At 58.1% G+C, this 18102-nt stretch carries 20 protein-coding genes; 6 read left to right on the top strand and 14 right to left on the bottom strand.

The genetic code is table 11. The features are described from left to right. Nucleotides 1–257: 257 nt before the first annotated feature. The 7 genes from mnhG to QE408_RS13015 are packed head-to-tail and all read right to left on the bottom strand — an operon-like array spanning nt 258 to nt 6245. On the bottom strand, nt 258–599 hold the full coding sequence (mnhG, locus tag QE408_RS13045) for a monovalent cation/H(+) antiporter subunit G (RefSeq protein WP_306931759.1): 342 nt from the start codon (nt 597–599) through the stop codon (nt 258–260). Beyond that, nucleotides 596–1012 carry a cation:proton antiporter gene (locus QE408_RS13040; protein WP_306931756.1) on the bottom strand — a complete coding sequence of 139 codons (417 nt, stop codon included), beginning with the start codon at nt 1010–1012 and terminating at the stop codon, nt 596–598. The genes mnhG and QE408_RS13040 overlap by 4 nt, the downstream gene beginning before the upstream one ends. Continuing rightward, the gene (locus tag QE408_RS13035; protein WP_306931754.1) at nt 1009–1488 is read right to left on the bottom strand and encodes a Na+/H+ antiporter subunit E; all 480 of its coding nucleotides are present in this window, start codon (nt 1486–1488) and stop codon (nt 1009–1011) included. The genes QE408_RS13040 and QE408_RS13035 overlap by 4 nt, the downstream gene beginning before the upstream one ends. Then, complete coding sequence (locus QE408_RS13030; RefSeq protein WP_306931752.1) at nt 1485–3068, bottom strand: Na+/H+ antiporter subunit D; 1584 nt, start codon at nt 3066–3068, stop codon at nt 1485–1487. Before QE408_RS13030 ends, QE408_RS13035 begins: the two co-directional genes overlap by 4 nt. Further along, nucleotides 3068–3445, bottom strand: a complete 378-nt coding sequence (locus QE408_RS13025; RefSeq protein ID WP_306931750.1) for a Na+/H+ antiporter subunit C — start codon at nt 3443–3445, stop codon at nt 3068–3070. The genes QE408_RS13030 and QE408_RS13025 overlap by 1 nt, the downstream gene beginning before the upstream one ends. Further along, nucleotides 3445–3864: a Na(+)/H(+) antiporter subunit B gene (locus QE408_RS13020; protein ID WP_306931748.1), complete on the bottom strand. Its 420-nt coding sequence runs from the start codon at nt 3862–3864 to the stop codon at nt 3445–3447. The genes QE408_RS13025 and QE408_RS13020 overlap by 1 nt, the downstream gene beginning before the upstream one ends. Then, nucleotides 3861–6245: a putative monovalent cation/H+ antiporter subunit A gene (locus QE408_RS13015; protein ID WP_306931746.1), complete on the bottom strand. Its 2385-nt coding sequence runs from the start codon at nt 6243–6245 to the stop codon at nt 3861–3863. The genes QE408_RS13020 and QE408_RS13015 overlap by 4 nt, the downstream gene beginning before the upstream one ends. Before the next feature lie 176 nt (nt 6246–6421). Between QE408_RS13015 and msrB the strand changes: the two genes are divergently transcribed. From msrB to bioB, 3 genes are all read left to right on the top strand, one after another. After that, nucleotides 6422–6832, top strand: coding sequence for a peptide-methionine (R)-S-oxide reductase MsrB (gene msrB / locus QE408_RS13010; protein ID WP_306931744.1), 411 nt, complete (start codon nt 6422–6424; stop codon nt 6830–6832). Nucleotides 6833–7259: 427 nt separating this feature from the next. After that, entirely contained in the window at nt 7260–7835 is a 576-nt protein-coding gene (locus QE408_RS13005; protein WP_306931742.1) for a biotin transporter BioY, read from the top strand. Then, nucleotides 7828–8823: a biotin synthase BioB gene (bioB, locus tag QE408_RS13000; protein WP_306931740.1), complete on the top strand. Its 996-nt coding sequence runs from the start codon at nt 7828–7830 to the stop codon at nt 8821–8823. The genes QE408_RS13005 and bioB overlap by 8 nt, the downstream gene beginning before the upstream one ends. A 42-nt stretch (nt 8824–8865) precedes the next feature. On the opposite strand, the gene QE408_RS12995 is transcribed toward bioB, so the two are convergent. After that, on the bottom strand, nt 8866–9261 hold the full coding sequence (locus tag QE408_RS12995) for a rhodanese-like domain-containing protein (RefSeq protein ID WP_306931738.1): 396 nt from the start codon (nt 9259–9261) through the stop codon (nt 8866–8868). Nucleotides 9262–9350: 89 nt separating this feature from the next. Between QE408_RS12995 and ftrA the strand changes: the two genes are divergently transcribed. Beyond that, a complete protein-coding gene (gene ftrA / locus QE408_RS12990) occupies nt 9351–10379 on the top strand; it encodes a transcriptional regulator FtrA (protein ID WP_306931736.1) in 1029 nt (342 codons plus the stop codon). A 58-nt stretch (nt 10380–10437) separates the two neighbouring features. Here the strand turns inward: ftrA and QE408_RS12985 are convergent, their stop codons facing one another. The 3 genes from QE408_RS12985 to QE408_RS12975 all read right to left on the bottom strand — a co-directional run bounded on the left by QE408_RS12985 (nt 10438) and on the right by QE408_RS12975 (nt 12228). Then, entirely contained in the window at nt 10438–10938 is a 501-nt protein-coding gene (locus tag QE408_RS12985) for a GNAT family N-acetyltransferase (protein ID WP_306931734.1), read from the bottom strand. Between the two features lie 92 nt (nt 10939–11030). Beyond that, a complete protein-coding gene (gene trhA / locus QE408_RS12980; protein ID WP_306931732.1) occupies nt 11031–11702 on the bottom strand; it encodes a PAQR family membrane homeostasis protein TrhA in 672 nt (223 codons plus the stop codon). Between the two features lie 115 nt (nt 11703–11817). After that, nucleotides 11818–12228 carry a universal stress protein gene (locus QE408_RS12975; protein WP_306931730.1) on the bottom strand — a complete coding sequence of 137 codons (411 nt, stop codon included), beginning with the start codon at nt 12226–12228 and terminating at the stop codon, nt 11818–11820. A gap of 220 nt (nt 12229–12448) precedes the next feature. Between QE408_RS12975 and QE408_RS12970 the strand changes: the two genes are divergently transcribed. Both QE408_RS12970 and QE408_RS12965 read left to right on the top strand, forming a co-directional pair. Beyond that, nucleotides 12449–13309: a VOC family protein gene (locus QE408_RS12970; RefSeq protein WP_306931729.1), complete on the top strand. Its 861-nt coding sequence runs from the start codon at nt 12449–12451 to the stop codon at nt 13307–13309. A gap of 103 nt (nt 13310–13412) precedes the next feature. Continuing rightward, nucleotides 13413–14582: an AI-2E family transporter gene (locus tag QE408_RS12965; protein ID WP_306931727.1), complete on the top strand. Its 1170-nt coding sequence runs from the start codon at nt 13413–13415 to the stop codon at nt 14580–14582. 18 nt (nt 14583–14600) lie between these two features. Here QE408_RS12965 and QE408_RS12960 read toward each other — a convergent pair whose 3' ends face one another. The 3 genes from QE408_RS12960 to QE408_RS12950 form a co-directional block, all read right to left on the bottom strand. After that, nucleotides 14601–15338 (bottom strand): polysaccharide deacetylase family protein, encoded by a 738-nt coding sequence (locus tag QE408_RS12960; protein WP_306931725.1) that lies wholly within the window; start codon nt 15336–15338, stop codon nt 14601–14603. Between the two features lie 58 nt (nt 15339–15396). Then, complete coding sequence (locus tag QE408_RS12955) at nt 15397–16317, bottom strand: dihydrodipicolinate synthase family protein (protein WP_306931723.1); 921 nt, start codon at nt 16315–16317, stop codon at nt 15397–15399. A 121-nt stretch (nt 16318–16438) separates the two neighbouring features. Continuing rightward, nucleotides 16439–17953 carry a protein adenylyltransferase SelO gene (locus tag QE408_RS12950; protein ID WP_444876275.1) on the bottom strand — a complete coding sequence of 505 codons (1515 nt, stop codon included), beginning with the start codon at nt 17951–17953 and terminating at the stop codon, nt 16439–16441. Nucleotides 17954–18102: the final 149 nt, after the last annotated feature.

The raw sequence follows: 18102 nt of genomic DNA, 5'->3' as shown, positions 1-18102 counted from the left end.
CATTCGTGACTGTATTTCCGGCAAGTCACCCGCCAAGACTTTTCAGTCCTATGTAGGCAGCGACGGAACGCCAATAACGAAAAGCAAATCAACATCAGCAACTTTGCGTACCGTGGATAGCACCTAACCAAAAAAAGTCCAGATATTATTTTGGAACAACTCAGACAAGATTTACAGAAATTGATATGTAAAAAATAACGGGTAACAAAATTTTTCAGTAGAAGAAAAGCATACAAGTTTAGGGCGAAGATGTTTTTTTATTTGAACTTTCGATCTGCTTTCAGGTCGTCTTTGACAGTCTGGGAAGAGGATTTATATCCAGCCTGATGCGCAGATTTAGCAAGCAAATGCGCCGATATTGGAGCGGTCAAAACCACAAATAAAAAGCCGACGAGCGCGCACCCCAATACCGCAAGCTGTTGGGAATAAAGGCCAACTGCCAAAAGAAGAAGGGCGGAGCCCACGGTGCCTGCCTTCGAGGCAGCATGCATTCGCGTATAGAAATCCGGGAGGCGGTTAACACCGATGGCGGCGGTGAGCGAAAATAGAGCTCCGCCGATACACAGCACGGCTACAACCAATGCGATTACCCAACTCATTCCGCCCTGTCTTTCGCCTTTTTTCCACGACCTTTGGCAGCGCTTTTCCGCACTTTACCTGTTACATTTCGCAGTGTCTGAGACGGCGAAACAACGTCTGAAGCGTCAGGAATTTGTATTTTATCGATCCTATTTTCCGGTTGGCGCGACAGAATGAAGCGGGCAAAGGCCACCGTTGCCAGGAAACCCACCAAACAGAGAGCAATGGCGATATCGATATAGAGGTTGAAGCCGGTGCGAATCGCGATGACTGCGATAAAACCGATGGCGATTCCCACGAGCATATCGAGAGCGACAACTCGATCCGGCAGGGTCGGTCCGACGACGGCCCTGTAAACGGTAAGCAAAAAAGCGACGCACAATATGAGGAGAGCCGCAAAAGAGGCGTAAGACACAAGGAGTTCCGGCGTCATCTCGTAAAGGCCTCCATGATCTTGCGCTCGAACCCGGCGGCAATCGACTTTCTGGTCGCCTCAACATCGCTGCAGTCCAGCGCGTGGACATAGAGCGTTTTGCGGTCGTCGGTCACATCGACCGAAAGCGTGCCGGGCGTCAGGGTAATCAGATTGGCGAGGAGAGCGATTTCGAAGTCGCCCTGAACGGTGAGCGGATAGGCAAAGATGCCCGGCCTCAACTCTATCTTCGGCCGAACCACCAGCCTTGCGACTGTCCAAGCGGACAGCGCCAATTCCTTGATGAACAGCACCACCAGCGACAGGAGCGGAATGACATGGACCCGCCTGCTATCGCTCCTAACGATCTGGTGGCGGATCAGACCGAGCGACAATGCCGCGATGACGATGCCAAGAAGAAGGTTAGCAAGCGTGTAGCTGGCTGAAATTGCAAGCCAGATAATGACGAAAAGAGAGCCGATGAGGAAAAGAGTCATCGAAGCGCTCCTTCCGGAAAGACAGAGCGGATATAGGAGGATGGATCGCCAAGTGTAGAAGCGGCATCCTGGCTGAATTTCATCAGGGATTCAGGGAAAAGCCCGACCGCAATGATCAGCGCTGTTAGTACTGCGACAGGCGTTATGGACGGCGCTTTCACATCCGAAGCGGTACGCGGCGCGCCATCCGTAGACGGTCTCCAGAAGCAGAGAAGAAACGCTCTTGCCAAGGCGATGGTGGAGATGAAGCCCGAAACCAAAATGGCGGCAGCAAGCCACCATGCACCGATATCGATAGCGGATTTCGTCAGCATGGCTTTTGGCCAGAAACCGGAAAAGGGTGGCAAGCCCGCTCCGGCGAAGAAGAGTGCCAGCACCATCGCCGAGAACCATGGCGCTCTCGCGTATAGGCCGCCCAGCCCGGACAGCGTCCAGGCACCGCCGAGACGCGCTGCGTGTCCGACAGCGAGATAGAGGGCGGTCATCAGCACCATGGAGTTCAGCGCGTAGAACACCACGCCGCCAAGTGCTGCCTGGGTACCGATCGCAATGCCTGCCATCATGTAGCCGATGCCAGAAATGACGATATAGCCAAGCATGCGGCGCAGATCGTTTTGGGCAAGGGCGCCCATGGCGCCTAGGATCATCGTGACCTCTGCCGAAACTGCGATGATAAAGCTCAATTCCTCCCGCTGAACCGGAAACAGCATGACCATGACACGCAGCAGAGCATAGACACCGACCTTGGTGAGCAGGCCGCCGAAGAGTGCGGAAACCACGATTTTCGGCGTGTGGTAGGATGCAGGCAGCCAAAAATTGACCGGAAAGGCAGCGGCCTTCATGGCAAAGGCGAGCGTGAACAAAGATGCCAGCGTGATCAACGGCGCGGTCTCGCCCACGGTCGTCGCCTTCCGGGCGATATCGGCCATGTTGAGCGTGCCGAAGATGGCATAGAGATAACCGACGGCAATCAGGAACAGCGTCGTTCCGATCAGATTGAGGATGCCATATTTCAGCGCGCCATCGATCTGCTCCCGCGTCGAGCCGAGGACGATGAGGCCGAAGGAGGAGACGAGCAAGACCTCAAACCAGACATAGAGGTTGAAGATATCGCCGGTAAGAAAGGCGCCGGTAACGCCCGCCATCAACAGCATCAGGAATGGGTAGAAGCCGTACCGCCTCCCCGTTTCATCGATATCGCGTGCCGCATGGATGGCGCAAACCAGCGCCACGATAGCTCCGGTCAACGCAAACAACGCTCCCGTCAGATCCGCGGTAAAGGCGATGCCAAAGGGCGGAAGCCAGCGCCCCATCACCATGGTGAAGGATCCATCAAAAGCGACACGCCAGACAAGTGCGGCATCAAGCCCGACGAGGATGGCAAATCCTGCAATTGCGATTGGGGCGTGGAGGCGGGTCTGGTGGCGGATCATCATCAGCACCGCACCGAGACCGATGCAGAGCGCTACGGGCAGCACGATCAACCAATCGGCAAGGGTGGTGGGCTGCATGACGAGTGCAGCGGAGAGATCGGCAGCAGATATCGGGCCGGATGCGGCGAGGAGGAACTGCGCGGGCATCAATACCCCACCGGCGGAAGCGGTTCGGTTTGCGGTTCGGCCGCGCGCATTTCGTCCGTGTCGTCCGTCTTCAACTCCTGGAAGGCCCGCCAGACCAGGACCAGCAGGAAACAGAAGAAGCAGAAGGAAATGACGATCGCGGTCAGGATGAGGGCCTGAGGCAGCGGATTGGCGGTATCGGCCGGCAGTGCGTCGAGACCGGCGGGAATGATGGGCGGCACCTCACGATGCAGGCGCCCGGCAGTGAAAAGCAGAAGATTGACGGCATTGCCGAGGATCGCGATGCCAAGCAGAAGCCGCACGCTGTGACGCGACAGCATGAGATAGATCGCCGTCGAGAAGAAGATGCCCACGAGGATAGAGAAGATCGCTTCCATCAGTCGCGATCCCTTTCTTCCAGCGCAAGCGCGATGGAGGTGAAGCCGCCGACCACGACGAGATAGACGCCGATGTCGAAGGAGATGACGGTCGCAAGCGGCACTTCGACGCCGAAGAGGGTTGGGTAAATCCACAGCCCGGTCATGAACGGCACGTCGACAACGAGCGATGTCACGCCAGAGAGTGTTGCGAGCAGCAGGCCGAAACCGGCAATCGACAGCGGATGGAATATGATGGCACGCCGCACGGTTTCGACGCCGAAGGCAATGCCATAGATCGCCAGGGCCGAGACGGCGATCAATCCGCCGATAAAGCCACCGCCCGGGGCGTTATGGCCGCGCAGAAGAACGAAGATGGAAAACAGCGTCATCAGGCTGGTGATGATGGGTGCCGCAGTTCTGAAGATCAGCGTATTCATGCCCTGCCCTTCCCCGCGCTTTCATAATCGTCATCCGGATTGTTATCCCGAGGGCGTAAGGTCGTTCCCGGTCGAATACGGATGAGCGCCAAAACGGCGAGCGCCGTGATCATCACCACCGCGATTTCGCCAAGCGTGTCGGTACCGCGGAAGTCAACGATGATGACATTCACGACGTTGTTTCCATGGGCAATGATCTTGGAATAGGCATTGAAAAAGGCCGTCAGGCTGTTGTCGAAAGGTTGTTCGGTGGATTTCAGCAGCATCAGGGCAAAGCCGCTCCCGCAGGCTATTGCGATTGTCCCATCGAGGAGCTTCCGGCCGAGGCGGCGATGATCCGAGGGCGACAGGCGCAGCCGCGTCATGACCAGGGTCAGGATCACCACCGAAAGTGTCTCCACCATGAACTGCGTGAAGGACAAATCCGGCGCGCCAAACAGCAGGAAAAGAACGGCAACCGCAAAGCCCTGAATGCCAAGCGCGATAATCGCCGTTAAACGGCTTGCCGCCATCAGCACCGCAACGAGGCCAATCACCGCAATGGCTATGAAGGTGACTTCATGGATTTGCGCGTGGCGTGGCCAGACCGGCATTGCGGGCAGTTCGCCGTACGAGAAAAGCGGGACCAGAAGTGCGGCAGCAATGATGGCGAAGGTCGCAGTCACGTAAAACTCCAGTCGGCCGGGCTGGAGCACGCGGGTCACGACGTAGGAGGCGCGCACCAGCGCGGACATGAAGGCGTCGAAGCCTTTGTCCGGCCCGGGGCCGATGGCCTGCAGCGTACGATCCATCAGGTCGCGGGCCGTGCCCAGAATCGTGAAGACCATGATCCCGAGGCCGATGGTAAAGAGCGACAGCGCCAGCGGGACACCGATATGGGGTACGAGCGATATGTCCACCACACGTGGCTCATCGGCGATCGCCGTTGCCATCGGTGTGGAGATTGCAGAATGAAACGGACTGGAAAACAGCGCCGCGAGAAGTCCTGAAGCGGCCAAGACCGCGGGTCCAAGCCACAGAAGGATCGGCGCCTCATGGGCTATCTTCGGCATTCGCGGCGCGATGCCGACAAAGGGTTTTAGGCCGACGGCAAGAGCGATAGCCAACATCAGCGCATTGCCGACGATAGCGACGCCGGTGAAGAGAATCGCCCTAGGATTGGCATGGGCCAAGGCATAGTAGATTTCTTCCTTCGCCAGGAAGCCGAAGAAGGGCGGAAGCCCGGCCATGGAGAGAGCGGCGGCAAAAGCCGCGACAAAGGTGATCGGCATCGCTTTTCGCAGCCCGCCCAATTGGCGCACATCCCGGGTTCCCGTCTCGTGATCGATGATGCCGGCCACCATGAAGAGCGCACCCTTGAACAATGAATGCGCTACCAGATAAAGCACCGCCGCTTCGAGCGCCTGCTCCGATCCGAAACCGATCAGCATCACTAGGAGACCCAGCGAAGAAACGGTCGTATAGGCGAGCATCAGCTTGAGGTCGGTCTGGCGGATGGCCATCAGCGCGCCGGTCAGCATCGTCAGCCCGCCAAAGAATGGCAGCAGGATTTGCCAGGCTGCCGTGTCGCCGAGAACTGGATTGAGCCGCATCAAAAGATAAACGCCCGCCTTCACCATGGTGGCGGAATGCAGATAGGCCGACACCGGTGTCGGCGCTTCCATGGCGTTGGGCAACCAGAAGTGAAAGGGAAACTGCGCGGATTTGGTGAAGGCGCCGCCGAGGACGAGTAGCAGTGCTGCAAAGTAGAACGGGCTTTGGCGCAGAACATCGCCGCCATGAACCAGCAGCGAAAGCTGGGTCGTGCCGCTCATGTTCCAGATGAAGATGAGGCCCGCCAGAAGCGCCAGACCGCCTCCACCGGTGACGACGAGCGCCTGAAGTGCTGCCCGGCGCGACGCTTCCCTTTCGTGATCGAAACCGATCAGCAGAAATGAGGTGATAGATGTCAGCTCCCAATAGACGAACAGCATCATCAGGCTGTCGGAGATGACGACCCCAAGCATTGCGCCCATGAAGAGAAAGAGAAAGGCGAGGAAGCGACCCTGCTGCGGATGACCGGCCATATAAGCGCCGGCGTAGAGCACGATCAAAGTGCCGATGCCGGTAATGAGCAGCGCAAAGGTCAAGGACAGACCGTCGATGAACCAGGAAAAGCTGAGATTGAAGCTCGGCACCCAGATGTAACCGCCGGTCACCACCTCGCCTGCCGCGATCTCGGTAAGGAAGCCTAAGAAATGGACGAAGGCAAATGCGGGAATGAGCGCCAGCAGCCAGGCAGCCTTGGAGCCCAGCTTCCCAACCAGCGCGGGCGCGAGCAGTGCCGCCAGGAATGGCGAAAAAAGCGCGATGAATGTCAGCGACGTGACACCGAATGCCATCTGGCCTCCCCTTGCGAGCCACTTGCTGACTCTCCATAAGAACAGACTGAATTATGGGAAAGGCCGAGACCTCTCAACCCTTTGAGCAGCGAAAACGACATACTACACGCCGATTTGTCCCTCTTTTAATAGCAAAGCAGCATCCCTATATCTGCGACAATAGAAAGGGGCCTCTGATGAGCGATCTCAAATCTCCCAAAATCACCAAGACCGATGCCGAATGGCGTGAACAGCTCACGCCGGAACAGTATCGAATCCTTCGCGAACACGGCACCGAGCGTGCCTTTACCGGCCCCTATTGGAACAGCACTGAAAAGGGCCTGTACCGTTGCGCCGCCTGTGACGAGCCGCTCTTCATCTCCGACACCAAGTTCGACGCCGGTTGCGGGTGGCCGAGCTATTTCGAGCCGGTCAAACCGGATGCCGTCACCGAGCATCGCGATGTAAGCTATGGCATGGTGCGCACGGAGATCCGCTGCGCCAATTGTGGCGGTCATCTTGGCCACGTCTTCCCCGACGGCCCACCCCCGACTGGCCTTCGTTACTGCATCAACGGCCACTCCATGGTGTTTGAACCGCAAGCGTAAGAATGACATTCAAAGCCGGCGTGCGAGCGCCGGCTTTTTACTTTGTGTCCGGAATGTCCAAGCCTCCGGAACACAGAAACGTCTTCAAAAGGGCACGCTCCTGTTGCCCATGCCGCTCCGGCGCACCGTCGTCTTCATCAAAACAATTTGGACGACGTCTCCCACCGCATATTGCAGAGCTCTCGCGCTCACTCCGCTAGACGCATTTTCGTCGGCAACCTGCATTTCCCTTTTTAAGCCCCCACCTGCCTTGTCCGCCATGCTGCCGGATGGGACCTTCTGTCTCGATTCAAACCTATAGACCTCATCAGGATCGATATTTTTATAGATAATATTGCATTTTTTGGCTTTTCTTTCCGCCTTGACTCTTTCGAGACTCCCAGTAAGCTAAATTCCATCGTTAAATTATCTATAATTTTAGGGCGCCATGCAAAACATTCAGATATCCTCCACGCTTCGTTCAACACGCAGTCTGCCTCGTCAGGCTCTTACGGTCATCGCTGGCGTGGCACTAATGACGCTGGCAGCGAAGACGCAGGTTACCTTTTGGCCGGTACCGATGACGCTCCATACGTTGGCGGTGATGGGCTTTGCCGTCGCGCTTGGGCCGCGCATGGCCTGCGCCATCTTCATTGCCTATCTGTCAGCGGGTGCTGCTGGACTGCCTGTTTTCTCGGGCTCCCCCGAGCGCGGCGTCGGGCTGGCCTACATGATGGGGCCTACCGGCGGATATCTTGCCGGCTTCCTTGTGGCCTCCGGGCTCACGGGATGGCTTGCTCAAAACGGGACGTTGTTGCGACGTGTTTTCGCCATGCTGGTCGGACTTGTCGTGGTCTATGCCTTCGGTATGGCATGGCTGCTGGCCTTCCTTCCCGCAGCAAAGGTGCTTTCCGTCGGCGTTGCACCTTTCATCCTTGGCGATCTGCTGAAGATCGGCGTCGTCGCTGCTGCTTCGATGCTTCTGCCTCACGTCAAGGCCACGGAGAAAGCTGCCAATGACTAACGCTTCGAAAGAGGATGGCGCGATCCGGCATGACTGGAGCGTCGACGAAATTGCCGCGCTCTATCGGCTTCCGCTGCTCGAACTCGTGGGCCGCGCCGATGCGGTCCACCGGCAGTATCACGACCCGAACCGTGTGCAGAAAGCGAGCCTCCTGTCGATCAAGACGGGCGGCTGTCCGGAAAATTGCGCCTACTGCCCGCAATCGGCTCATCATCGCGAGGTCGACCTCACCCGCGACCTGCTAATGAACCCTCAAAAGGTGCTGGCGATGGCAACGACGGCGAAAGCCGCTGGTGCGGAGCGCTTCTGTATGGGCGCTGCCTGGCGGCAGGTGCGTGACGGCAAGGAGTTCGATGCGGTCATCGAAATGGTGGAAGGCGTGCGCCGCCTCGACATGGAAGCCTGCGTCACGCTCGGCATGCTGAAACCGCACCAGGCCGAGCGCCTGGCCAAAGCGGGCTTGACCGCCTACAACCATAATCTCGATACCAGCCCGGAATTCTATAGCCGCATCATCACCACCCGCACTTACCAGGACCGGTTGGAGACGCTGTCCACCGTTCGCGCCGCAGGCATCGAACTGTGCAGCGGCGGCATTATCGGCATGGGCGAAAGCATTCGCGATCGCGCTGCGATGCTGCAGGTGCTGGCGAGCTTCGCGCCCCACCCGGAAAGCGTGCCGATCAACGCGCTGGTCCCCGTCGAAGGCACGCCGCTTGCCAAGCGGGAGCGGATTGATCCGCTGGAACTGGTCCGCGTGGTGGCGACAGCACGCCTCGTTATGCCGCAATCCACCGTGCGCTTGTCAGCCGGTCGATCAAGCCTGAGCCGAGAGGCACAAATCCTCTGCCTCATGGCAGGTGCCAACTCGATCTTCTATGGCGATACGCTGCTGACCACACCCAATGCCGGGATCGGCGAGGACGCTGAATTGCTCGCCACCATCGGGCCGATCGATGAAGCCCAGGAAAGAGCGTCGGCGGCGTAGAGCAACAGAAATGAGGGCAGCGTTACATGCGGCCCTCATTCATTAACCTGTCGCGAAGGCAAAGCCTTCATCCGCCCAACCGGCCAGGCCGCCGATCATGATCTTCACCTTTCGCCCGAGTCGGGCAAGGTTCAGAGCCGCCCTATCCGCCCCATTGCAATGCGGACCGGCGCAATAGACGACAAAGACCGTATCGTTCGGCCATGCCCGCATGCGCTCTTCCGTCATATCTGCATGGCGAAGATGGATGGCGCCCGGCACGTGGCGCTTTGCAAATACCTCCGGCGAACCGACGACATGCAAAAGCACGAAGTCCTGCTCGCCCTTTTCCATGGATGCAAACACATCCCAACAATCGGTCTCCACCGAAAGGCGTTTGGAGAAATGGTCGATAATGATCTCTGCCGGGGCCGTAGGTATTTCAGTGACATAGCTCATGGTTTGTCTCCTCTTCGTAAAGCGTCCCCAGTTTAAATCGTGCTTTTCCTCCTTTGCAGATGGCGGGATTGCCATATATCGTAAAGATCATGACAAACCGTTCGCAACCGAGCAGCAGTCCAAACCGCCTCGTCGTGGCGCTCGCCTATGACGGGCTCTGCACCTTCGAATTTGGCGTTGCCGTGGAAGTCTTCGGTCTTGCTCGTCCTGAAATGGGAGAGGACTGGTATCGCTTCGCGGTAGCGGCCGTGGATGACGGCGAAATGCGCGCAACCGGTGGCGTCCGTTTCGTGACCGATGGCGGCCTGGAGCTTGTGGAGCAGGCGGGCACCATCATCGTGCCCGGCTGGCGCGGAATAGATGCCCCCGTTCCAGACGCGCTTTGCGCGGCATTGCGGAAGGCGCATGGGAATGGTGCAAGGCTGCTTACCATCTGTTCCGGCGTGTTCGTTCTGGCAGCAAGCGGGCTGCTCGACGGCAGACGCGCCACCACCCATTGGCGTTACACCAAGGCTCTGGAAGAGCGTTATCCGGCCATCACCGTTTTGCCGGATGTGCTCTATGTCGATGAAGGCACTGTCCTGACCTCCGCCGGCAGCGCGGCGGGCATCGATCTCTGTCTGCATTTGATCCGTCGCGACTTCGACACCAAGGCGGCCAATATGGTGGCGCGCCGGTTGGTCGTACCGCCGCATCGCGACGGCGGACAGGCGCAGTTCATCGACAAGGCCGTGCCGGAGCCGCATGAAAAGGCAAGGCTCGGGCCGCTGCTTGATACGATGCAGGCCGATCTCACCAAGACTTTCACGGTTGCGCAACTGGCGGCTATGGCAGGGATGAGTGCTCGGACACTGCTGCGCCGCTTCGAGGCGGCAACGGGCACCACGCCGGCGAAGTGGCTTTTGCTGCAGCGACTTTCAAAGGCCAAGGACTTGCTGGAGACATCGACGGTGACGATTGAGGAAATAGCCGAAAGCTCAGGGCTCGGCTCCGCCGCCAATCTGCGCCACCATTTCCGCCAGCAATTCTCCACCACGCCTGCTGCCTATCGCAGCCGCTTCAGCTCTACAGCATCGGCCCGAAAATCGGACTCGATTTTCGGAAAGCACGATGCGTAGATTCAAAAAAATAGAGCGTCCTTTGTGCGTCCAATAGGACGCACGGCGCTTTAGCCGCTTATGAAGGAACCCTGAGCTCCATCGTGGTGAGATCCAGCCATCTGCCGAATTTCTTGCCGACTTCCGAATATTGGCCTGCGACCCGGAAACCGAGCTTTTCATGAAGGCGAATGGAAGCGACGTTTTCGGACTCGATGGCGCCGATCATCACATGCACCCCGGCTGCGTTGGCATGTTCGATCAAGGACAGCATCAACAACCTGCCAATGCCGTGGCCGCGCGCATCCTTGTGCACATAGACCGAATGTTCACGCGTGTGGCGATAACCGTCAAATGGGCGCCAGTCGCCAAACGAGGCGTAGCCAACGACTGCACCGTCCTTGATCGCCACGATCACCGGAAAGCCGCGCTCTTTGCGCAGCTTGAACCATTCCTTGCGGTTATCGAGATCCACCAGGATTTCGTTCCAGATGGCGGTCGTGTTCTCCACGGCATCATTGTAGATTTCCATGATACCGGTCAGGTCTTCGACGGTGGCGTCGCGCAGTTGAATGCTCATTCTCAATATCCGCTTCAATGTCTGTACTGACCATAGGGATCAAGGCAGAGCGTGTGAAGCGATTTTCAGCAGGCTTTGTGCAAATGGCAGGATCAGGAGACGATCGCCGGCGTAAGGCTGAAGCTCGTCATGACGGCCGAATAATGGACCGCAGCAGCAACCACGACGAAGCCGTGCCAGATGGCATTCTGGAACCGCAGCCGCTCCCATACGTGGAAGATCACGCCCATCGAATAGATCATGCCGCCGATGACGATCAGCCACATGGTGATCGGCGCCAGATGGTTCGACAAAGGCTCTGCCACCATCACGCCACTCCAGCCCATGCCAAGATAAAGCAGGATGGCCAGCCGGTCATATCGTCCGGGATAAAAGCATTTGAGGAAAATGCCGCCCAGCGCCGCCATCCAGATTCCGGCCAGCGTCAGCGCGATCAGAGGATCCTCAATCCCGCGCTGGAGAAAGGGCGTGTAAGTGGCGGCAATCAGAATGAAAATTGCCGAATGGTCGAGCCGGCGGAGCAGCCACTTCGCCCGGGAATGCGGCCAGATATTGTAGGTGAAGGAAATGGAGAGACAGAGAATAAGGCCGAGCGCGTAAATCCAAGCCGCTGCGATCGCGCTGAGGCTGCCCCAAAGGGTAACGTAGAAGATGAGCGCGGTTGCCCCCACAAGCGCAAAGGCTATGCCGACGCCATGGACGATGCCATCGGCCACTATCTCATGAAGGTCATACCGGCGGCCAAATGGCCAAAGCTCGCTCATTTCGTCTTCCCGTCTGTGGTCGCCTTATCATGACGCCAATATGAGACGGGAACAAGACGACGGAGCCGGTCAGACTTCACTTTCCGTTCCCGCCTGTTGCAAAACCGGAGACGGTTTAACGGTCTACCAGCACCGAGCACTTGGCATGGCGCACCACGCGATCTGCGGTGGAGCCGATAAAGTAATTGGTGAAATCCGGCGTATGCGAGGAGATGATGATGAGGTCCACGCCGATCTCTTCAGCCAGCGCCAGAATTTCACGCGCGGGAGCGCCGCTTCGAATTTCCGTGGACGCGATATGCGGCGACTTTTCTTTCAGGACGGCGAGCTGGCTCTTGGCATCCTTCACCGCATTTTCGATGATGTCCATCGGCACATCGATTGCCAGATAGCCCGGTAGATCTTCCACCACATTCATCAGCACGATCTGGCCGCCTTGATCGAGAAGCTTCTCGGCCTTTTTCACCGCGCGCTCTGCCTTGCTGGCGTTGCTGAGATCGACAGGTACCAGAATTTTTCCGTACATTGCATGCTCCCTTGGTTTGGAAGCAATTCTGCTGCTTCCTGCCCACGATCATAGCTACTCCCAACAAAGCGCGCCATAACGGACGTCAATTCTGGGTGCGTTACCGTCAACGATTATTAGACAGTTTATCGCCGAATGGTGAGCTTCTCCGAGAGATCGACTACCTCCATATTGACGTCAACAGGTTCGCAAATGAGCGGACAAAATGGAGACATTTCCAATGAACACGGAAAAGCAGTTCGCCTTCACGCGTCCCGGCTATGTGGGACAGGCGCATCTGGTGGTGAAGGACCTCAGTCGGGTCTCGCGCTTCTATCAGACTATCATCGGCCTTTCGGTGATTGAAAAGAGTGCCAGCGGTGAGGTTCTTGGCGTCAACGGTCTGCCGCTCTTGACGTTGACAACGTCAAGCGATGCCGAAAAGGCACCAGCCACCGCAGCTGGTCTTTTCCACACTGCCTTCCTCCTGCCGAACCGCAACGCTCTCGCCGACTGGCTTGCCCATGTGGCGCATAACAATATCCAGCTTGAGGGCGCTTCCGATCACCTCGTCAGCGAGGCGATCTATCTGTCCGATCCGGAAGGAAACGGCATCGAGGTCTATCGTGACCGGCAGCCGGATGAGTGGAACTACCAGGCGGATGGAACGGTGGAGATGGCAACGAAGCGGCTCGATCTGCAGGCACTCTATGACAGCGCCAGCCAAACGCCGTTCCGGCAGGCCGCAGAGGGCACCGCAATCGGACATATCCATCTCCAAGTCGGCGCGCTACCGCAGGCGGATGCTTTCTATCAGGATGTTCTCGGCCTGAAGATCATGGCGCGCTATCCGGGCGCCAGCTTCTTCGGCTATGGCGCCTATCACCACCATGTTGCAGCCAATATCTGGAACAGCAGGGGCGCCGTAACGCGCGAGGAAAACATGACTGGCCTTTCGGGCTACTCGCTGAAATTCAACGAGAAAGACACCCTAGACAGGGCGCTTGTCGCGTTGGATCGGCTGGAAATTCCAACTGAGCGCCAGAGTGACGGGATCGCCGTGAAAGACCCGTGGGGCATCGGCCTGAAGCTGTCGGCCTAACTCTTTGAAGGGGAGCCATCAGGGCTCCTTTTCTTATTTGAGTGCTTCTGGAACTGCGATCCCCACGGCGAGTTATAGCTCTCCATGAGGTGTCGGGAAAAAGATGAACAATCACGTTTTCAGCCGGAAGAAAAAGAAGAAAGCCGAAGCGCTTCCCATCGAACAAACGCGCGATCCGGTCATTAAAAGCGCACTCGCAACGGCACAGGACGATGCGCGCAGCCAGCAACCTTTGGGGCGCGAGGCGCTTGATGTCGCCGTAGCCTGGTCAGTCGTCGGCCTCTTCGTCATCGTCTTCATGAGTGTGATCCACGCTCTGTCCCTCGTCCTCATCCCCATCGTCATGGCGATCGTCGTCGGCATGATCCTCGGCGTCGCGGCGGAGAAGCTTGGCTCCTACGGTGTTCCAGGTTTCGCGGTCGCACTCATTCTGTCGTCGGCGGTGGCCCTTGTTCTCTTTCTCGTGGTCAATTCGCTGGTCGAGCCTCTGTCGGCGCTTGCAAGCGAAGGCCCGGCGCTGCTTGAACGCACGCTCGACCGCTTCTTGCCCTATCTCCAGGGTTGGCGATGGCTCAACATCTCGACCGCCACATTCAGTCTCGGCAATATTTCGATGGAATCGCTGATTTCACGCAGTGGTGAAATCATATCGGTGGTGGGTGCCAACCTGACGCCGGCTATCGTTCAGGGACTGATGTTCTTCGCCGCGTTGTTGCTTTTTCTCTATAGCCGCCTACGGCTGCGCAAAGCCGTGATCATGGCGTTTCCGCAACGCCATCAACGGCTTAGAACAATCCGCACCATCGCCTCCATCGAGACCGTTCTCAGCTCCTACTTCGCCACCGCCTCGCTGCTCTACGCAGCGCTTGGCGTTTCCATGGTCGTGATCGCTTTTCTTGGCGGGCTTGCGATGCCGTTTCTCTGGGGGTTGTTTGCGTTTCTCTCCAGCTTCGTCCCGTTTCTCGGCATTACGGCCATGACGCTGGCGCTTGCAGTCGCAGGCATCATCATACATGACAATCTGTTTCTTGCGCTGCTTCCCTCGATCGTATTCTTCACTATCCACCTACTGATGGAAAATCTGGTCTTCCCGGCGGTCGTCGGCAAGAACATGGAGATCAACCCGTTCCTGGTTTTCGTCGCCATCATCTTCTGGACATGGATGTGGGGTGCGGCAGGCGCGATGCTGGCCCTGCCGCTATCGCTCATCGGCATGACGATTGCGCGCGAACTCTTCCCATCGCGTCGTGTGGTGCCAAACCTCCCGGCGTGATGAGCGGGTTAGCTCTGATCAATTCGACGGCGGATTGAAGGCGGGGTCGTCCAATCGCACGAAGGTTACGCCGCGCGCTTTCAATGCCAGAAGACCTTTCACCACGCCCTCGCCCGCCTCATGGGTCGGCTGATTGATGTGGGAAATCACGACATCCCCATCCCTGGCGGCAGCAATATGCTTGGCCGTCATCGCGCTTCCCAGAAGAGATCCGCCATCGCCATTGATGGAATAGCCGGCCACGCGCTCGCCAAGCTGGTTGATCGTGGTCATGGATGTGTTGGTATATTTTGCCGTGGCGCCGCGAAACCATTGCGGTTGCCTGCCGGTGGCAGCGAGGATTGCCTGTCGGCCGCCCTCAACCTCCTGAACGACGGCAGCCTCAGAACCGGCGGCCGCTATACCGTAGATCGAGACCGGCTTATCCACTGCCGGGATATGATTTTCCCCGTGGTTCTCGAGTTCGAAGAGATCGGGATGGGCCATCAGGATTGCGAGGGCCTCGCTATTGTGTTTCAGCCAGCGCGCCGTAACGAAGATGGTCGCCGGAATCTTTTCCTGCACCAGCGTGTTGAGAATGCGAAAATCGGTCTTGCCCATGCAGGCATCCAGCGTGATGGCAACACGCACCGGTGCGCCCTTCGATTGCGACTTCGAAACAGGCATTTTGAGGCTCGGCTCCAGAAGCCCCGTTCCAGCAAAAGCCGGCATGGCGAGGGTCGCGAACAGGGCTGCGAGGGCAACAGGCTTCAACATAGCAAACAGGCTTTCGACTAAAATTTCACTCGGGAATACCGCTCTCAAAACGCCGGAATTATGGCGTCGCTGCCGGCAGCGCGTCCAGTTCGGCAAGCTTCGCCAGCGCTTCCTCCACGCGTTGCGTATCGCTGACACCGAGCGCCATGATCGGAAGCGGCGGCTGGCGGTGGGTGAGCGAGAGGAGATTGGCAGCCGTATAGATGACGCGGTAGCTGCCGAAGGTCTTGAAGAGCAGCCAGAGCGGCTCGAAAAACGCTTGCAGGCGCTGGACCTCCGCTTTGTTGCCCGCCTTGGCAGCGGTGAACAGACGCCGCGCAGGAACGGGTAGAAGCCCGGCGATCACGCTGTACCAACTATCCGCACCCTGAAGCAGGGCATCGGCACAGCCCCAGTCTCCGCTATAGCCAATGGCAAAATCGTCGCCGAGGCGCGGACGTAGCCGTTCCAGTTCCGCCTTGAACTGCATGTCCGACGGCAGTGGCATTTTCACCGACAGGATATGCGGAATATAGGCCAGCCGAACCAGCAGTTCCTCACCGAAGGTGAAATGGGTGGTCGACGGGTTGTTATAGATGCAGAGCGGCAGTGCAGTGGACCCGGCCACGGCGGCGAAGTGATGATAGGCTTCTTCCTGCGTCAGAGGCGTGTAGGAGACCGGCGCCAGCAAAAGCGCATCAGCTCCCGCCTCTTCTGCGTCCTTTGCAAGAGCGAGTGCCTCATCCGTGCGAAGTGCCCCTGCCCCGACGATCAGGGTTCGTTTTCCCTTCAGGCATTCGACCGCTGCCTGGATGGCGCGTAAGCGCTCCTCGCGGCTGAGATACGCGTAGCTACCGGTGCTGCCGAGAAGCCCGATCGAATCGACGCCTGCCGCATCCAGCCTCTCGATCAGGCGAGACAGCGCTTCTACATCGACACGGCCATTCTCATCCGCTGGCGTCAGCGGAAATGCCGAAAGGCCATGAAACCTGTTGCTCATGCGATGTCACCCCAAAATCCCTCTTGGCTCAGGATTACGGGTCAAACGATGGGACGACAATAACGACATGAAATCATTGAGATAGGGTTGCATATAAGCAACTACTCTTTCCCACCCAGCCTCACGTTCCGCAGAAGGTTCTAAAGACCCTCTCATGGTTCATCGGCGCCTGCATGTAGACGGAGAATTCCGGCAGTTCTTCGAAAGGACGGGCGGTCGCCTTCAGCATCTCGTGGAACGGCTTAAAATCATTGTCCTCGACCGCCGCGGCAATCACCTCCTCGATCCTGTGGTTGCGCGGAATGATGGCTGGGTTGATGGCGCGCATGGCGTCTGCCCGCTCCTTGCCAGAACTCCTCTCCTGCGCAGCGCGGGCGTTCCAACGCTCCAGCCATTCGTCTGCGGCAGCGAGGTCGATGAACAGACCACGGAACGGTTCAGCATTGCCTTGTGCCGCATCGTAGAGCCTGCGGAAGGTCAGGGTGTAATCCACCTCAGACCGCTGCATGAGCGCCAGAAGGTCCTGCACCAACTGCTCGTCACCCTCTGCTTCAGTCTGAAGGCCTAATTTGGCACGCATGCCGGAAATCCATCGTTTCGGAAACGCTTTGGCGAAATCGGCCAATACGCCGTTGGCGAAATCTACTGCCTTGTCCTGATCCTCATCGAGAAGCGGGATCAGGCATTCCGCAAGCCTTGCAATGTTCCACTGGGCGATGCCGGGCTGGTTGTTATAGGCATAGCGGCCCTGCGCATCGATGGAAGAAAACACCTTGTTTGGATGGTACTCATCCATGAAGGCGCAGGGGCCAAAGTCGATGGTCTCACCGGATACAGCCATATTATCGGTGTTCATCACGCCATGGATGAAGCCCACCATCAGCCAGTGGCAGATCAGATCGCATTGTCTTTCTGCAATGGCCTGAAGCATGGCGAGGTAGGGCTTTTCGGCTTGGCGGGCCTCGGGATAATGCCGATCGATAACGTAATCGGATAGTGACTTCAACGCGTCTGTATCTTCCCGCGCAGCGAAGAACTGGAACGTGCCGACGCGAATGTGGCTTGCTGCAACGCGGGTAAAGACACCGCCCGGCAAGCCGATTTCGCGCTGAACACGCTCGCCCGTGGTGACCGCCGCAAGGGCACGGGTTGCGGGAATGCCAAGCGCGTACATCGCCTCTGAAACGATATATTCGCGTAAAACCGGTCCGAGCGCGGCACGTCCGTCTCCCCTGCGGGAGAAGCGCGTCGGGCCCGAACCCTTCAACTGAATATCCCGCCGCCTACCCTGAGCGTCGATCACTTCGCCCAAAAGAATGGCGCGGCCGTCACCAAGCTGCGGCACGAAATTGCCGAACTGGTGTCCGGCATAGGCCATGGCCAAAGGCTCCGCACCTTGGGGTACGGCGTTGCCCGAGAAGATCGCGGCCAACCGCTCGTCGTCTATCCCGTCCACGTCAAGGCCAAGCTCTTCCGCCAGGGGACGGTTGAAGGCGATAAGCTGCGGCGCTTTCACCGGCGTGGGCAAAACAGCAGCACTGAAGCGCTCGGGCAGGCGGGCGTAGGAATTATCAAAACGGATCACGGGCTTGCTCCCTTTTGCCACTATATTGGGTTTCGAGCCCAACTTTGCCAGTGTTGAAGCTGATACAAAGCCCCGCCGCTGAGAGCCAGCGGCTTATGTCTCTCCATGCGGCACCTCAGTCCTGACATGGCTACTGGGCTCGGGCCGGTTCTGGTCATCATCAACGTCGGAACATCAGGCCAGCCTTTTTGCCGGTGAAC

The sequence above is a fragment of the Agrobacterium larrymoorei genome (assembly GCF_030819275.1).
GTDB classification, from domain to species: domain Bacteria; phylum Pseudomonadota; class Alphaproteobacteria; order Rhizobiales; family Rhizobiaceae; genus Agrobacterium; species Agrobacterium larrymoorei_B.
This window is presented reverse-complemented; position numbering and strand designations above follow the sequence as displayed.

Excerpts from the sequence above, each read along its gene's own strand:
- mnhG (WP_306931759.1), bottom strand. The coding sequence starts at position 599 with ATGAGTTGGGTAATCGCATTGGTTGTAGCCGTGCTGTGTATCGGCGGA.
- QE408_RS13040 (WP_306931756.1), bottom strand. The coding sequence starts at position 1,012 with ATGACGCCGGAACTCCTTGTGTCTTACGCCTCTTTTGCGGCTCTCCTC.
- QE408_RS13035 (WP_306931754.1), bottom strand. The coding sequence starts at position 1,488 with ATGACTCTTTTCCTCATCGGCTCTCTTTTCGTCATTATCTGGCTTGCA.
- QE408_RS13030 (WP_306931752.1), bottom strand. The coding sequence starts at position 3,068 with ATGCCCGCGCAGTTCCTCCTCGCCGCATCCGGCCCGATATCTGCTGCC.
- QE408_RS13025 (WP_306931750.1), bottom strand. The coding sequence starts at position 3,445 with ATGGAAGCGATCTTCTCTATCCTCGTGGGCATCTTCTTCTCGACGGCG.
- QE408_RS13020 (WP_306931748.1), bottom strand. The coding sequence starts at position 3,864 with ATGAATACGCTGATCTTCAGAACTGCGGCACCCATCATCACCAGCCTG.
- QE408_RS13015 (WP_306931746.1), bottom strand. The coding sequence starts at position 6,245 with ATGGCATTCGGTGTCACGTCGCTGACATTCATCGCGCTTTTTTCGCCA.
- msrB (WP_306931744.1), top strand. The coding sequence starts at position 6,422 with ATGAGCGATCTCAAATCTCCCAAAATCACCAAGACCGATGCCGAATGG.
- QE408_RS13005 (WP_306931742.1), top strand. The coding sequence starts at position 7,260 with ATGCAAAACATTCAGATATCCTCCACGCTTCGTTCAACACGCAGTCTG.
- bioB (WP_306931740.1), top strand. The coding sequence starts at position 7,828 with ATGACTAACGCTTCGAAAGAGGATGGCGCGATCCGGCATGACTGGAGC.
- QE408_RS12995 (WP_306931738.1), bottom strand. The coding sequence starts at position 9,261 with ATGAGCTATGTCACTGAAATACCTACGGCCCCGGCAGAGATCATTATC.
- ftrA (WP_306931736.1), top strand. The coding sequence starts at position 9,351 with ATGACAAACCGTTCGCAACCGAGCAGCAGTCCAAACCGCCTCGTCGTG.
- QE408_RS12985 (WP_306931734.1), bottom strand. The coding sequence starts at position 10,938 with ATGAGCATTCAACTGCGCGACGCCACCGTCGAAGACCTGACCGGTATC.
- trhA (WP_306931732.1), bottom strand. The coding sequence starts at position 11,702 with ATGAGCGAGCTTTGGCCATTTGGCCGCCGGTATGACCTTCATGAGATA.
- QE408_RS12975 (WP_306931730.1), bottom strand. The coding sequence starts at position 12,228 with ATGTACGGAAAAATTCTGGTACCTGTCGATCTCAGCAACGCCAGCAAG.
- QE408_RS12970 (WP_306931729.1), top strand. The coding sequence starts at position 12,449 with ATGAACACGGAAAAGCAGTTCGCCTTCACGCGTCCCGGCTATGTGGGA.
- QE408_RS12965 (WP_306931727.1), top strand. The coding sequence starts at position 13,413 with ATGAACAATCACGTTTTCAGCCGGAAGAAAAAGAAGAAAGCCGAAGCG.
- QE408_RS12960 (WP_306931725.1), bottom strand. The coding sequence starts at position 15,338 with ATGTTGAAGCCTGTTGCCCTCGCAGCCCTGTTCGCGACCCTCGCCATG.
- QE408_RS12955 (WP_306931723.1), bottom strand. The coding sequence starts at position 16,317 with ATGAGCAACAGGTTTCATGGCCTTTCGGCATTTCCGCTGACGCCAGCG.